Source organism: Shewanella halifaxensis HAW-EB4 (assembly GCF_000019185.1).
In the GTDB taxonomy this organism is placed as follows: domain Bacteria; phylum Pseudomonadota; class Gammaproteobacteria; order Enterobacterales; family Shewanellaceae; genus Shewanella; species Shewanella halifaxensis.
Genome location: NC_010334.1, coordinates 1 through 15743, shown reverse-complemented (window position 1 = coordinate 15743; position 15743 = coordinate 1). Strand labels below are relative to the sequence as shown.

At 44.0% G+C, this 15743-nt stretch carries 10 protein-coding genes; 4 read left to right on the top strand and 6 right to left on the bottom strand.

Going from position 1 to position 15743, the window contains the following annotated elements; all coding sequences use genetic code 11:
* The first annotated feature begins 428 nt into the window (after positions 1–428).
* Both SHAL_RS00050 and SHAL_RS00045 read left to right on the top strand, forming a co-directional pair.
* Positions 429–3623, top strand: a complete 3195-nt coding sequence (locus SHAL_RS00050; RefSeq protein WP_012275144.1) for an amidohydrolase family protein — start codon at positions 429–431, stop codon at positions 3621–3623.
* A gap of 240 nt (positions 3624–3863) precedes the next feature.
* Positions 3864–4529 carry a hypothetical protein gene (locus SHAL_RS00045; RefSeq protein ID WP_012275143.1) on the top strand — a complete coding sequence of 222 codons (666 nt, stop codon included), beginning with the start codon at positions 3864–3866 and terminating at the stop codon, positions 4527–4529.
* A gap of 18 nt (positions 4530–4547) precedes the next feature.
* Here the strand turns inward: SHAL_RS00045 and SHAL_RS00040 are convergent, their stop codons facing one another.
* Positions 4548–5108 carry a DNA-3-methyladenine glycosylase I gene (locus SHAL_RS00040; protein ID WP_012275142.1) on the bottom strand — a complete coding sequence of 187 codons (561 nt, stop codon included), beginning with the start codon at positions 5106–5108 and terminating at the stop codon, positions 4548–4550.
* Positions 5109–5226: 118 nt separating this feature from the next.
* Here SHAL_RS00040 and glyQ point away from each other — a divergent pair, with 118 nt between their 5' ends.
* On the top strand, positions 5227–6132 hold the full coding sequence (glyQ, locus tag SHAL_RS00035; RefSeq protein ID WP_012275141.1) for a glycine--tRNA ligase subunit alpha: 906 nt from the start codon (positions 5227–5229) through the stop codon (positions 6130–6132).
* A gap of 11 nt (positions 6133–6143) precedes the next feature.
* On the top strand, positions 6144–8213 hold the full coding sequence (glyS, locus tag SHAL_RS00030; RefSeq protein ID WP_012275140.1) for a glycine--tRNA ligase subunit beta: 2070 nt from the start codon (positions 6144–6146) through the stop codon (positions 8211–8213).
* Positions 8214–8280: 67 nt separating this feature from the next.
* Here glyS and SHAL_RS00025 read toward each other — a convergent pair whose 3' ends face one another.
* The 5 genes from SHAL_RS00025 to dnaA all read right to left on the bottom strand — a co-directional run bounded on the left by SHAL_RS00025 (position 8281) and on the right by dnaA (position 15663).
* Positions 8281–9333, bottom strand: coding sequence for an HDOD domain-containing protein (locus SHAL_RS00025; protein ID WP_041416181.1), 1053 nt, complete (start codon positions 9331–9333; stop codon positions 8281–8283).
* Positions 9334–9421: 88 nt separating this feature from the next.
* Positions 9422–11839, bottom strand: a complete 2418-nt coding sequence (gene gyrB / locus SHAL_RS00020) for a DNA topoisomerase (ATP-hydrolyzing) subunit B (RefSeq protein ID WP_041415777.1) — start codon at positions 11837–11839, stop codon at positions 9422–9424.
* Between the two features lies 1 nt (position 11840).
* Positions 11841–12938 carry a DNA replication/repair protein RecF gene (recF, locus tag SHAL_RS00015; protein WP_012275137.1) on the bottom strand — a complete coding sequence of 366 codons (1098 nt, stop codon included), beginning with the start codon at positions 12936–12938 and terminating at the stop codon, positions 11841–11843.
* Positions 12939–13157: 219 nt separating this feature from the next.
* Entirely contained in the window at positions 13158–14258 is a 1101-nt protein-coding gene (gene dnaN, locus SHAL_RS00010; RefSeq protein WP_012275136.1) for a DNA polymerase III subunit beta, read from the bottom strand.
* Between the two features lie 19 nt (positions 14259–14277).
* Complete coding sequence (gene dnaA / locus SHAL_RS00005; protein WP_012275135.1) at positions 14278–15663, bottom strand: chromosomal replication initiator protein DnaA; 1386 nt, start codon at positions 15661–15663, stop codon at positions 14278–14280.
* Positions 15664–15743 lie beyond the last annotated feature (80 nt).

Sequence of the window (15743 nt, the reverse complement as noted above, 5' to 3'; positions counted from 1 at the left end):
CGAGTGAAGAGCATAGTTATTCTACGTTTAAGCTCGTTAACACAGTATCAGAGCCGCTAAAACTCGCCATTCTGGAGCGTTTTTGGCTGCCTACTTCTGCGTTGAACAACTTCACAAGGGAGCAACCATTCTTTCAGTTATTCGCCTTGAATTAGTTTGCCAAAAACGTTCTGAGTAGATCAACTTCTTATACTGATTGGTATAAGGCTAAAGACTTCCTACCACAACTCGGCTATTCCCCCCCTCTGCAATATTCTTCCGGCTTAATTCCGCTTTACTAATTGAAACAGATTTTCTATTTTACTGTTAATAAAATTGTGCGATAACTGTTGCACGATTTAATATTCAATTAAGCGCTACCACTAACAATTAAGAAGATACATCTTAAGTCACTCCTTTAAAACGAAAACTAAAATAATAGGATTAGCATGTTAAACAATAAGTTTACCCCCCTATATGCAGCTATTGCCCTTAGCTTCAGTACTCCAACAATTGCCGAAGAAGATAAGCAAGCCTGGCAAGTTAACGCGCCAGCAAAAGCACCGTTAGAACAGATAAAGATTGATGTAAGTGAAGGTACATGGATGAACGTCAGTGTTAGCCCAAATGGCAAACATGTGGTGTTTGATCTACTCGGTGATATTTATCAAATGCCAATTGATGGTGGCGAAGCCAAGCCACTGGCCGAAGGTATCGCATGGCAGATGCAGCCCGTTTACAGCCCCGATGGCAAATACATCGCCTTCACATCTGATGAAGATGGCGGCGATAATATCTGGATTATGCAAGCCGACGGTAGTAACCCGCGCCCAGTAACCAATGAAACATTCCGCCTATTGAACAGCCCAGCGTGGAGTCCTGATGGCCAATACCTAGTGGCGCGTAAACACTTTACCGGCAGCCGCAGCTTAGGCGCCGGTGAAGTATGGATGTACCACGTTGCCGGCGGTGATGGGGTTAAGCTGACAGAGCGCCCTAACGAACAGAAAGACTTAGGTGAGCCCGCTTACTCTCCAGATGGGCGCTACATCTACTTTAGCCAAGATGCGACGCCGGGTAAGACTTTCCACTACTCAAAAGACTCGGTAAAAGGCATCTATAAGATTAAACGTTATGATACTCAAACGGGTGATATCGAAGTCTTGATCCAAGGCACTGGTGGTGCTATTCGACCGACCCCTAGCCCTGATGGTAAAAAACTTGCTTACATCAAGCGTGATGGTTTTCAGTCTTCACTATATCTTCTCGACCTCAAGTCCGGTGAAACTGAAAAACTCTATGGCGACTTAGACCGAGATATGCAAGAAACTTGGGCTATTCACGGCGTCTACCCAACCATGAGCTGGACCGCCGATAACGAAGAAATCCTGTTCTGGGCTAACGGTAAAATCAATAAGCTGGATGTTGAATCAAAATCTGTAGCGCAAATTCCCTTTACTGTAAAGTCAGAACGCGCCGTTCAACCCGCGGTACGCTTTACACAAGATCTCGATAAAGATGTCTTCGATGTGAAGATGCTGCGTATGGCACAAGTGTCACCTGACGGCAAAAAAGTGGCTTTTGAGGCATTAGGTAAAATCTGGGTTAAGAGTCTGCCCGATGGCAAAATGTCACGCTTGACCAAACTCGATAGCGATCTACGAGAGCTATTCCCACAATGGTCACGCGATGGTAAACGCATCGTTTTCACCACTTGGGATGACCAAGAGCAAGGTACTGTTAGCTTAGCGACCGTGCGCAATAAGCGAGTAAAGGCACTCACTAACGAGCCAGGAAAGTATGTCGAACCGACCTTCTCACCTGACGGCGAAACCGTGGTTTACCGCAAAGCCAAAGGCGGCTACATCACTCCACGAACTTGGTCTCAAGAAACCGGACTCTATCAAGTTGATATCGATGGTGACAAAAATACTAAGATTACCGCAGCGGGTTACCAGCCACAATTTGGTGCCGATAACGACCGTGTCTACTTTATGGAGAGCGGTGAAACACCACAACTCGCTTCTATTGGCCTGAACGGTTTCGAGAAGCGCGTGCACTACACCAGCAAGCATGCAACCGAATTTAGGGTTTCTCCTGATGGTAAGCAGCTGGCTTTTGCCGAACGCTTTAAAGTGTTCGTGACTCCCTTTGCTAAACACGGTGAAACCATTCAAATCGGGCCTAAAGCAAGTAATCTGCCTGTTGAGCAGCTAAGTGTTCGTGCTGGTGAAAGCATCAGTTGGAACACCAATAGCAATCAACTTTACTGGACCCTTGGTCCAGAGCTTTATCAAGTTAATGTAGATACTCAATATAAGGAACAAGCAGAAGACGATAAAGCCAAGCCAATCATCACCGATCTTGGCTTTAGCCAAAAAGCGGATGTTCCACGTGGAACAGTTGCATTTGTTGGTGGCAATATCATCACCATGGAAAATGATGAGGTCATAAAAAATGGTACGGTTATCGTCAAAGACAACCATATTGTCAGCGTGGGTTCCGCTGCTGATATCGAAATTCCAGATGACGCTAAGGTGATCGACATTAAGGGCAAAACACTGATGCCAGGCTTATTCGATGCCCACGCTCATGGCGCTCAAGGTGAGAACGAGATCATTCCACAGCAAAACTGGGAGCTCTACTCTAACCTGTCATTGGGTGTCACTGCGATTCATGACCCATCGAATGACACTACAGAGATCTTCGCGGCATCAGAGCAACAGAAAGCGGGTAATATTGCAGGTCCACGGATCTTCTCAACGGGTACCATTTTGTATGGTGCAAATGCTCCGGGTTACACTTCGCATATAGATTCATTAGATGATGCCAAGTTCCACTTAGAGCGTCTAAAGAAAGTCGGAGCTTTCAGCGTAAAGAGTTATAACCAGCCACGTCGTAACCAACGCCAGCAAGTTATCGCAGCCGCTCGTGAACTAGAAATGATGGTCGTTCCTGAAGGTGGTAGCTTGCTGCAACATAACCTAACCATGATCGCCGATGGTCATACTGGCATAGAGCACTCACTACCAGCAGCCAATGTTTATAGCGATATAAAACAGTTCTGGGGACAAACCGATGTAGGTTATACACCAACACTCGTTGTCGCCTACGGTGGTATTTCAGGTGAAAACTATTGGTACGATAAGACAGATGTTTGGGCTCATCCTCGTCTTTCTATGTATGTACCATCTGATATTTTGGATGCTCGCTCGATGCGCCGCCCTACTGCGCCCGATGAACATTACAATCACTTCAATGTGGCACGTGTCGCCAACGAATTAAATGAAGTTGGCATCAAAGCGAATATTGGTGCTCATGGTCAGCGTGAAGGTTTAGCCGCTCATTGGGAGATGTGGATGTTTGCTCAAGGTGGTATGAGCAACCTTGAAGTGTTGAAAACGGCAACCATCAATCCTGCTAAGCACTTTGCAATGGATCATCAAATTGGGTCTATCAAACAGGGGAAATTAGCCGACCTGATTGTTATCGATGGTAATCCGCTTGAAGATATTCGCGTCACCGATCGTGTCAGCTACACCATGGTGAACGGAAAGTTGTTTAATGCGGAAACCATGGACCAGCTAAATGGTGGATCTAAAAATAAGGGTAAGCAGAGAGAAGCATTCTTTTTCGAAAAATAAATTCATTTTTAAATTTAAAATCTGAGTAACTCAGCGTCAGGTTTTAATATTGCATGAAAATTATTTTTTGATTTAAAAAAGTCAAAAAAGAGAACTTCATTGTTAATGAAGTCCTCTATATAAAAAAGGATGTTCCACGTGGAACATCCTTTTTTACAAAAACACCTTTATCTACTTTAGCTAATACTTTATGCTGATACTTAGAGAATGGAACTCTTTGCACAATTAGGGAAATCAAATATGAACGCATCTAGAGTAATTGCTTTAGTCATAGTTAGTATCACACTATCAGTATCAGCCAGCCTGCTATTTTTAAACTCACCAGATCCCATAACTCAAACCATAGAAGATACGGCTGAAAAGATATTACCCCTAGAGAATGAAAAATCTTCGGCAACCTATGCCAAGGCCAAAAAACCTGAAGAAACGACAACAACGCAAGAGCACCAGATAACTCCACAACAAGCAGAGAACCCCAAGAGTAAATACGCTAACCTCATAGATGAGACATCGATAAATAGCTTCTTTATAAGTAATCAAGGTACGGTCAATGGGGTCGCTATTACTGATGTGCTAACAATCGGCATGACTGACTTTATTGAGCAAGCTTCTAGTCTGCATACAAGTAGTGAGATAGCCATAAAAAGGCAGGACAAACTAAGTCAGCAGTTATTACAACTTAAGGACATGGCCATATACGATCAGCAACTTATCTGCTCAGGTCAAATCTGCGCCCTATCACTCACCACCAATGAACTTTCGGAGGAAAACAGAATGTTGGTATCTGAATTTGATAGCAATATCAGCTTTGTAAATACCTCAGATAATGCAGCGGGTGAAGTTGAGTTCAAAGCTATCTATTTGCATTCAGAAGATCCATCACAACTTGTAATGACCCAACCTTAAACTCCTAGAATATGCGTGTTATTTTTGATAACAAAAACAGTCTGTGGTGTGATCATTCACCATACCCACGGCCTGCATAAAAGCGTAGCAAATCGTTGGGCCGACAAAGTTGAACCCTAGTTTTTTTAACGCCTTAGACATAGCCTCTGACTCTGGAGTTTGCGCGGGTAACTCACTCATAGAAGTGAAGTGATTAAGCTTAGGTTCCCCGCCGACAAACTCCCATAAAAATGCTGAAAAATCATTACCCTGCTCAATAAACTCAAGGTACGCCCTAGCGTTTTTGATGATCGAGTTTATCTTTAATCGATTACGTACGATTCCTGGATTGAGCATCAACTCTTCTATCTTTTCATCGTCAAAAGTCACAATAATTTTAGGGTCAAAATTAGCAAATGCGGCTTCATAGTTCTGCTGTTTCTTGAGAATGGTAATCCAAGATAATCCCGCTTGTTGACCGTCTAAACAAAGCTTTTCAAACAGCTCTAGACTATCAAACACAGGCTTTCCCCATAGCTTATCATGGTACTCTTGATAGATGGGATCCGCCCCAACCCAGTCGCAACGCGTTACTTCCATAGCCCTAATTCCTAAATTTTTAACCTACCAGATAAAAAATAACCTACATAAGCCTTATTCTACAAGGTATAATCGAAACCATTTTCTATTAAGGCTTCCAGGCAGTAGACAAGCGGATATGACGACGAAACACGACGTAAAAACATTCCAGGGCTTCATTATGACCCTACAGGAATACTGGGCGCAGCAAGGTTGCGCAATCGTTCAACCATTGGACATGGAAGTAGGTGCGGGTACATTCCACCCTATGACATTCTTACGCTCACTAGGCCCAGAGCCAATGAGCAGTGCCTATGTTCAGCCTAGTCGCCGTCCTACTGATGGCCGTTATGGTGAAAACCCTAACCGTCTGCAACACTACTACCAGTTCCAGGTCGTACTGAAGCCATCGCCAAGCAACATGCAAGAACTCTACCTAGGCTCACTCGAAGCCTTAGGCGTCGATATGAATGTGCATGATGTACGCTTCGTAGAAGACAACTGGGAATCACCAACTCTTGGTGCTTGGGGTCTAGGCTGGGAAATTTGGCTAAACGGTATGGAAGTCTCTCAGTTTACTTACTTCCAGCAAGTAGGTGGTCTAGAGTGTAAACCGGTTACCGGTGAAATTACTTACGGCCTTGAGCGTCTAGCCATGTACATCCAAGAAGTAGACAGTGTTTACGATCTTGTATGGACTGACGGCCCATTGGGCAAAGTCATGTACGGTGACATCTTCCATCAAAATGAAGTTGAACAATCAACTTATAACTTTGAACATGCTGATGTTGATGTTCAATTCAAGATGTTCGATGACTGCGAGCAAGCTTGCCAGCGCTTATTGGCTCTTGAAAAGCCACTTCCACTGCCTGCTTATGAGCAAGTAATGAAAGCCTCTCATGCATTTAACCTGCTTGATGCTCGTCACGCTATCTCTGTTACTGAGCGCCAGCGTTATATCTTACGCGTTCGTACCATGGCTAAAGGCGTTGCCGAGGCTTACTATCAAGCCCGTGAAGCTCTTGGCTTCCCAATGTGTAAGTAGAGGAATAACCAATGAATTTTGAAAACTTACTGATTGAAGTAGGCACTGAAGAGTTACCACCAAAGTCACTGCGTAAACTGGCCGAATCTTTTCTTGCCAACTTTACCGAAGAGCTAACCAAAGCAGAGCTCAGCTTCGACTCTGCCGTATGGCACGCGTCTCCACGCCGTTTAGCGATTTGTATTAACCAGCTAGCACTTGCGCAAGCAGATAAAGTGGTTGAAAAGCGCGGACCTGCTATAGCGCAAGCTTTTGATGCCGATGGCAACCCAACTAAAGCTGCTCAAGGCTGGGCTCGTGGTAACGGGATTTCCGTCGAGCAAGCTGAACGCTTAAAGACTGACAAAGGCGAATGGTTACTACACCAAGCACGCGTTGTCGGTGTTGAAACTAAGAGCCTGATTGCCGATATGGCGCAGCGCTCTTTAGATAAGTTACCTATCCCTAAGCCAATGCGCTGGGGTAGCAACACGACTCAATTTATCCGCCCGGTTCACACTGTCACTATGCTACTGGGTAGCGAAGTGGTTGAAGGCGAGCTACTAGGCATTAAATCTGATCGCGTTATTCGTGGCCACCGCTTTATGGGTGAGTCTAGCTTCGAGCTAGATCACGCAGATAACTACCTTGTAGCACTAAAAGAAAAAGGTAAAGTATTAGCGGATTACCAAGCTCGTAAAGCCATCATTAAAACTGATGCTGAAGCGGCTGCAGCTAAAATTGGCGGCGTAGCCGATCTTGAAGATGACCTGCTTGAAGAAGTGACTTCTCTAGTTGAATGGCCAGTAGTACTGACAGCCAGCTTCGAAGAGAAATTCTTAGATGTACCAGCAGAAGCTTTGGTTTACACCATGAAAGGTGACCAAAAGTACTTCCCTGTATTTGATAATGCCGGCCAGTTACTACCTAACTTTATCTTCGTGACTAACATCGAGTCGAAAGATCCACAGCAGATTATTTCTGGTAACGAGAAAGTGGTTCGCCCACGCCTTGCCGATGCTGAGTTCTTCTTCGAAACAGACAAGAAAGAATCTCTTGAGGCACGTCTTGCCAGCTTAGAGACCGTGGTATTCCAAAAGCAACTTGGCACCATCAAGCAGCGTGTTGAACGTATCTCTGCTTTAGCGGGTTATATCGCCACCAGCATCAACGCTAATAGCGAAGAAGCTGCGCGCGCGGGTCTGCTATCTAAGTCTGACTTGATGACTAATATGGTCATGGAGTTTACCGATCTTCAAGGCACCATGGGTATGCATTACGCACGCCTAAATGGTGAAACTGAAGCGGTTGCTGTAGCCTTAGCGGAGCAATACAAGCCTAAGTTCTCAGGCGATACCGTGCCAACTGCACCTATCTCTATCTGTGTAGCACTAGCTGAAAAGCTCGACACGTTAGTGGGTATTTTTGGTATTGGCCAAGCGCCTAAAGGTGCTGCGGATCCATTTGCACTACGCCGCGCAGCAATTGGTGTACTACGTATCTGTTTAGAGAACAACTTACCACTAGATCTTGTTGATTTAATTGCTAAAGCACAAGAGCTACACGGTGAGAATCTCACTAACGAAAACGTTGCTGAGCAAGTACTTGAGTTCTTCATGGGCCGTTTCCGTGCCTGGTACCAAGATCAAGGTGTGAGTGTAGACGTTATTCTAGCAGTACTCGCTCGTCGTCCAACGGCTCCAGCAGACTTTGAAAGCCGCATTAAAGCCGTTGCTCACTTCAGAACGCTTGAACAAGCCTCAGCACTAGCTGCAGCTAATAAGCGTGTATCAAACATCTTGGCTAAAGTTGAAGGTGAGCTTCCAGCTGCAATCGACGATAAGCTACTCGTTGAAGAAGCTGAAAAGGCGCTTGCTGCTAAACTTGCTGAGCTTCAGCCACAGCTAGCACCACTATTTGCAGCAGCTAACTATCAAGAAGCCCTAGCACTGCTTGCTAGCCTTCGTGAAAGCGTTGATACCTTCTTCGAAGATGTGATGGTTATGGCAGATGATGAAGCACTTAAGAACAACCGCCTAGCGCTACTTTCTAGCCTACGTGAGCAGTTCCTACATGCGGCAGATATCTCGCTACTGCAATAATATTTGTAGTAAACCAGATATAAAAAACGCGCCGATTGGCGCGTTTTTGTTTGAGTGACTTTACAGCCTAAAACAGTATGAGCTTCTGATGCAGTTGTTCAAAGGTTTCACGGTCTATGGCCGCATCAAATAACAGTCTATCGAGTTGTTGAGTCTGTAACTTACCCGCCTCAAACAACATAGAGCATTCACTGATAAGGTTTGCTCGCCAAACGACTTCAGCAAGTCCACCAGCAGGCTTAGAGTCAATGATAGCTAAACGACTAAGCTCTGCTTCAAATAGTGATGGTAACTCCCAGTAGCGAGCCAGTAACGCACTTAAACTCAAAGACTTTGTGGTCATCACCTGCCTGAACAAACTAGAACAGGGCTGCTCACCGGGCTCCGCTTGTTTAAATGCCTCTAATAACAGTTTAAAAATCGCAATCTTACCTACATCATGCAATAAGCCCAGCAGAAAGGCACTATCAGGGTCATCTTGAGTAAGCTCACTCGAAAGGTAAGCTACCTGCATTGAGTGACGCCAGATTTGACTACCAAAACGACGGAAATAGATGGGTTTTACTTCAATGACTTTACGCATCATCGCGGTAGTAACAAAGCGTCGCATCTGTTCCCGACCAAGCTGTACCAATGCCTGTTGTAAGCTGGTCACCTCTTTATCGCTGCGTTTAAAAAGGGGTGAATTACATAGCTTTAGCACTTCAACACTCAATACGGGATCTCTCTCTATTAAGGCTAACAGTGCTTTAGTATCGCTGTTTTCATCTGCGAGTTGCTGATCTAAAGCCGCGACTTGGGTCGGTAGCTTCAACACCCTTTCAGCAATTGCCTTAGGAGATGTCAAAGCCGCTTCTACTCGTCGAAATACACTCTTCTCCAGCTCATTTGCCGTACCATTAAGCTGAGTACTCGGAAATAATAGACTATAAAACAGAGCCGATAGATCGATTGCGATGACGGGATCATTGCTTTGTAGCGGTGGTTGATTCTGAGTTATAGGTGCTGCATGACTCTGCTTAGCTTGAAACTGATCCATCGAACCACTGAAGCTCTTTGGTCTTTCAATGACGACTTGTTCTCTGATATTAAACAGTTTTCTCAGGGCTTTACTAAACAATTTACTTATAACCACGCCAGAATTATTAAAAAAAATCGGTGCATATAGCACCGATTTCACTCAATTTCTAAGTTTACCTATAATAAACTTAAACGTCGAGGTTCGCCACATTCAGAGCATTGGCTTCAATGAAATCACGACGAGGTTCTACTTGATCACCCATCAAACAGGTAAACAGTTGATCTGCACCAATCGCGTCTTCAATAGTCACTTGCAACATGCGACGAGATTCAGGATCCATTGTCGTTTCCCACAACTGCTCAGGGTTCATCTCACCCAATCCCTTATAACGCTGAATGTATAAACCACGTTTAGATTCGTTCATCAACCAATCAAGAGCTTCAACAAAGCTTGTTACATCCTTAGTACGCTCACCACGTTGCACGTAACCACTCGCTTCAACCATACCATTGATTTCTGCACCCATCTTAACGATGCGCTGGTAATCGGTAGACTGGAAGAAGTCATACGAGAACATGTAGTGTGTATCGATACCATGCTTACGGATAGTAATCTTTGGTAAGTAAACCTGACGCTCAGGATCGAGTACTGGCTCAGCACTATATAAGATACCACCAGACTCTTTGTCAATTAAGTCAGCGACAAACACATCAGTCCAAGCTTTAATTTGCGCTTCATCACTCAACATCTCATTAGTGATTGCAGGGTGATATAGCATTAGATCAGTGATGTTAGTTGGGTAACGCTGCTCTAGACGAGCAATGACAGATTCAACTTCACGATATTGATTAACTAAACGCTCTAGTGGCTGACCAGACATGCCTGGTGCACCTTGAGACGGATAGATATTGGCATTATCTAGTGCTTGAGTCGTTAGGTACTCAGTCAATGCAGGATCATCTTTCAGATACTGCTCTTGCTTACCCTTTTTAACTTTGTACAAAGGTGGCTGTGCAATATAAACATAACCACGTTCAATCAGCTCTGGCATTTGACGGAAGAAGAAGGTCAACAGCAGTGTACGAATGTGCGAGCCGTCGACGTCAGCATCGGTCATGATGACGATGTTATGGTAACGCGTCTTATCTGGGTTATATTCATCACGACCAATACCACAACCTAGTGCGGTGATCAGTGTTGCCACTTCTTGAGAAGATAGCATCTTGTCAAAACGGGCTTTTTCTACGTTTAGAATCTTACCTTTAAGTGGCAGAATCGCTTGGTTCTTACGGTTACGACCCTGCTTAGCACTACCGCCCGCAGAATCACCCTCCACTATGTAAATTTCAGAAAGACCAGGGTCCTTCTCTTGGCAGTCAGCAAGTTTACCTGGCAAACCACCTAAATCTAATGCGCCTTTACGACGAGTCATTTCACGGGCTTTACGCGCCGCTTCACGAGCACGCGCAGCGTCGATAATCTTACCAACGATCATCTTAGCTTCATTTGGATGCTCCATTAGGTAATCACCTAACTGCTCACCCATTGTTTGTTCTACTGCCGACTTAACTTCACTTGAAACAAGCTTGTCTTTAGTCTGAGAGCTGAACTTAGGATCAGGTACTTTAACAGAGATAACAGCCGTTAAACCTTCACGAGCATCGTCACCCGTTGCAGCAGTCTTACCTTTCTTGTTATACCCTTCACGTTCCATGTAGTTATTTAGGTTACGTGTCAACGCACCACGGAAGCCCGCTAAGTGAGTACCACCATCGCGCTGTGGAATGTTGTTGGTAAAACAGAAAATGTTTTCTTGGAAACCGTCGTTCCACTGCATAGCGACTTCAACGGTAATACCGTCTTCACGCTCTTGGCAGAAGTGGAATACTTCTTTGTTTACCGGTGTTTTGTTAACGTTTAAGTAGTCAACAAATGCACTGATACCGCCTTCGTATTTGAAAAACTCATCACGGTTATCACGCTCGTCAACAAGACGAATACCAACACCTGAGTTCAAAAATGACAGTTCACGAACACGCTTAGCTAGAATATCAAAATGGAATAAGACATCAGTAAAGGTTTCTGTACTTGGCCAAAAACGGATTTCAGTACCAGTCTTAGTCGCTTCACCAATAGGTGCAATCGGAGCATCAGGTACACCGTGAGTATAAAACTGCTCATATACCTTGCCGTCACGACGAATAGTCATCTGCAATTTTGAAGATAGTGCGTTTACAACTGACACGCCCACACCGTGCAAACCACCCGATACTTTATAAGAGTTATCATCGAATTTACCACCAGCGTGAAGTACCGTCATAATAACTTCAGCAGCAGAGATACCTTCCTCTTCATGGATCGATACCGGAATACCACGGCCGTCATCTCGAACCGATACAGAACCATCGGCATGAATGGTAATTATGACGTCGTTACAGTGGCCCGCTAACGCTTCATCGATAGAGTTATCGACCACTTCGAATACCATGTGATGTAGACCTGTACCATCATCGGTGTCACCGATGTACATTCCTGGTCTCTTACGTACCGCATCAAGGCCCTTTAGAACCTTGATGCTCGAAGAATCGTAACTATTCTCTGACATATTATTCTCTCGTCGGTTTATCAATTACCGTTACACACCCCTGTTCCACATGGAACATCTTACTTGGTGGTGTGGCTAACGAATCGACTATTGCTGCAGGCTCGATAGCGGTGACAAAAACTTGCGCGCCGGTATCCATTAATTGCTGCAACAATAGTTTTCTATGCTGTGCATCTAATTCTGATGGAAGATCATCCACCAGATAAATACTATTTTTATCTGTTTGTTGTTTTAACAACTTTCCCTGTGCAATACGCAGCGCACAGACTAACAATTTCAATTGTCCTCGGGATAAAGCATCTTGAACAGGCAAGACGCCAACACGTAATCGTAAATCAGCCTTATGGGGGCCACTGCCGGTATTACCCGCCGCCACATCTCGAAGATATTGCGTCTCGAGTAGCTGCCCAAAATCTGTTTTACTATCCCAGCCTCGGGTAAAAGAAACCTTAACTTCAACCAGAGGTAAAAACTCTCCGATTATACCCTTAAGTTGTTCATTTAACGAGTCTACATATTGTTTACGTATCTCTGTAACCTGCTCAGAATAGCGTACTAGTTCCTTATCCCAATATTGTATCTGACTGTAGGAAACTTGGTTTTTAAGTAGCTGATTTCTTTGCTTTAAAATTCGCCTTACGTTAGCCCATGCCAAATGAAAACTTTTGTCACTATGAAATGCGCCCCAATCGATAAACTGACGCCTCGACTTTGGGCCTTCAAACAGCAGTGAAAAACTCTCAGGAGTAATCACCTGGATAGGTAATGTTTCAGCTAAAGTCGATAAACGTTTTATGTTATCGCCATTAATCTTGACCTCAGTCTCGCCATTTCTAAAACGACGCAAACCGATTTTGCTTTCCTGCTCGCAGACACTTAAATTGGCAAACAGGGTTAATTTGTCATCATTATGTTGGATCACTCGTTGAGACAGGTGACTTCTAAATGAACGCCCCATACCCAAAAAATAAATAGCCTCAAGAATACTCGTCTTGCCACTACCATTTTGACCATATATGAGGTTTAAACCATCACCGGGATCCAACTGAGCCAAACTGATATTTCGAAATGTTTCGATATGAAGACGCGTCAGGCTCATTTAGTACTCAATTCACACCCAAAAGTAGCTCCAACCTACAGTATAAATACGCAGGCTAAAACGAAAAATAGCCAAATAGATTAGCATATCCATTGACCACATCAAAGCCCGGATTCAATCCAAAATAAGACAAGAAAAACGCTAAACATTAGAAACAAAAAAAGACTGATTAATCAGTCTTTTAATTGGTAAGAATAAGATATTTGCTAAAGAAAATATCTACAACCTCATTGGCATTACAACATACATAGAATCTTGCTCTATGTGATTATCGATAAGCGCACTTGAGTTGCCATCTATCAAAGTAATACGTACATCGTCTGAAGGCAGGTTATTTAATACATCAAGCAGATAACTGACGTTAAAACCAATCTCTAGCGGTGTATTCTCATATTCAACATCTAAGATCTCTTCAGCCTCTTCCTGTTCAGGGTTATTAGCGGTGATCTTAATAAGGTTGTTTTCCAGCTGTACCCGCACACCACGGAACTTCTCATTCGACAGGATAGAAGCACGCAATAATGCCTGTTTTAGCTGCAGACGGCTTGCTATAACAATTTTGTCGCCACCTTTTGGTAATACACGACGATAATCTGGGAAGCGACCATCAACCAACTTACTGGTAAATACCGCCGTCGCCGTTGTCGCTCTAATAGCATTATCGCCAATCGCAATAGTGACGTCTAAATCGTCAGCTTCAAACGAGCGCATCAGCTCTAATACGCCTTTACGCGGTACAATCACCTGCTTCTCTGGTAGAGAGGCTTCGATCATACGGTGGCTTAGCGCCAAGCGATGCCCATCGGTGGCAATGGCACGCAATACGTTACCTTCGGTCTCAAGCAGTAAACCATTGAGGTAATAACGTACGTCTTGGTTAGCCATAGAGAATTGCGTCGCGTCGATCAACGACTTCATCGTACCCTGCTTCAGAGTAAACTCAATCTCAGCCTCAAAGGCATCGACATTTGGATACTCCTCAGCTGGCAATGTAGCCAAGGTAAAGCGACTGCGGCCTGAACGTAACAGTAAACGATTTTCTTGCTGCTCTATCTTAAGCTCAACCTGATCAGGTAGAGACTTAACGATATCCAAAAACTTCTTCGCTGGGACCGTAGTACGACCTTCAACAACCTCACCTTCGAGCTGAACCTCACCGACTAACTCAACTTCTAAATCGGTACCAGTCATCTTAAGTGAGTGACCACTTACTTCAACGAGTAAATTGGCCAAGATGGGCAAGTTATGACGTCTTTCAACCGCGCCACTAACTAGTTGAAGCGGTTTTAATAAGGCGTCCCTATCAATTGAAAATTTCATTGGTTCAATATCCCAGATATTAAGAAGATAAGGTTCTTATCAAGTTAGCATAATCTTCTTTAATGTCATGACTTTCTTCACGCAACTGCGCAATTTTACGACATGCGTGTAAAACAGTTGTATGGTCACGACCACCAAATGCATCACCAATTTCTGGCAAACTCTGGTTAGTTAATTCTTTTGATAACGCCATAGCCACCTGCCTAGGTCTGGCGACACTGCGTGAACGACGCTTAGACAACATATCAGCCATCTTAATCTTGTAGTATTCCGCTACCGTCTTTTGGATATTATCGATAGTGACTAGCTTCTCTTGTAGAGCAAGCAGATCGCGCAATGCTTCCCGAACAAAATCGATAGTGATAGGACGACCGGTAAAGTTGGCGTTAGCAATAACTCGGTTCAATGCGCCTTCTAGCTCACGTACGTTTGAACGTAAACGCTTAGCAATAAAGAAAGCCACTTCATCAGGTAAGTTAATACCGCTCTCTTGTGCCTTACGCATCAAGATCGCCACACGAGTTTCTAACTCTGGCGGCTCAATAGCTACCGTTAGTCCCCAGCCAAAGCGAGACTTAAGACGATCCTCAACACCATCGATCTCTTTTGGATACTTGTCTGAAGTTAAGATGATCTGATGATTCCCCTCTAATAGTGCATTAAAGGTATGAAAAAACTCTTCTTGCGATCTGTCTTTATTGGCAAAAAATTGAATATCATCGATAAATAGTGCATCAACACTGCGATAATAACGCTTAAACTCTTCAATCGCGTTATTTTGCAATGCCTTAACCATATCCTGCACAAAGCGCTCAGAATGCATATAAACCACTTTGGCATTAGGATTATTCTTAATAATACCATTGCCAACAGCATGCAAAAGGTGAGTCTTACCTAAACCAGTGCCACCATAAAGGAAGAGTGGGTTATAGGCACCGCCTGGATTTTCAGCCACCTGCATAGCAGCGGCCTTACCCAACTGATTTGATTTACCTTCGACGAAGTTGTCAAACTGATAAGTGGGATTAATATTGCTACGGTGATTAGCATTAGCAATAGGGTCAGCATGTGGAGTATTAAAAGAAGGCTTAACAACTTCTCTACTAACTGGTCTGCTAGTTCTTATTGCTGCAGTAGCCTGAACAATAGGCCTAGCCGATGGACGACTACCAATATCGAAACGCAAATTTGGCGCATCGCTACCCATTTGTTCAGTAAAAAATTGGTTGATGATATTTAGGTATTTATCCCTAACCCAATCCAACACAAAACGGTTAGGCGCATAGATGACGAGAGTATCGCCTTCCATTTCTACTTGTAACGGTCTTATCCACATACTGAATTGCTGAGCAGAGAGCTCATCTTGCAGCCTTGCGATACATTGTTGCCAAAGTGAAACCGCCACTGTAGTTATCCCCAAAAATCATACAAAAGAGGCCTATTCTATAGTGAGATCACGCTGATCGCTATCCTTTAAATATATTT

Excerpts from the sequence above, each read along its gene's own strand:
- SHAL_RS00050 (WP_012275144.1), top strand. The coding sequence starts at position 429 with ATGTTAAACAATAAGTTTACCCCCCTATATGCAGCTATTGCCCTTAGC.
- SHAL_RS00045 (WP_012275143.1), top strand. The coding sequence starts at position 3,864 with ATGAACGCATCTAGAGTAATTGCTTTAGTCATAGTTAGTATCACACTA.
- SHAL_RS00040 (WP_012275142.1), bottom strand. The coding sequence starts at position 5,108 with ATGGAAGTAACGCGTTGCGACTGGGTTGGGGCGGATCCCATCTATCAA.
- glyQ (WP_012275141.1), top strand. The coding sequence starts at position 5,227 with ATGACGACGAAACACGACGTAAAAACATTCCAGGGCTTCATTATGACC.
- glyS (WP_012275140.1), top strand. The coding sequence starts at position 6,144 with ATGAATTTTGAAAACTTACTGATTGAAGTAGGCACTGAAGAGTTACCA.
- gyrB (WP_041415777.1), bottom strand. The coding sequence starts at position 11,839 with ATGTCAGAGAATAGTTACGATTCTTCGAGCATCAAGGTTCTAAAGGGC.
- recF (WP_012275137.1), bottom strand. The coding sequence starts at position 12,938 with ATGAGCCTGACGCGTCTTCATATCGAAACATTTCGAAATATCAGTTTG.
- dnaN (WP_012275136.1), bottom strand. The coding sequence starts at position 14,258 with ATGAAATTTTCAATTGATAGGGACGCCTTATTAAAACCGCTTCAACTA.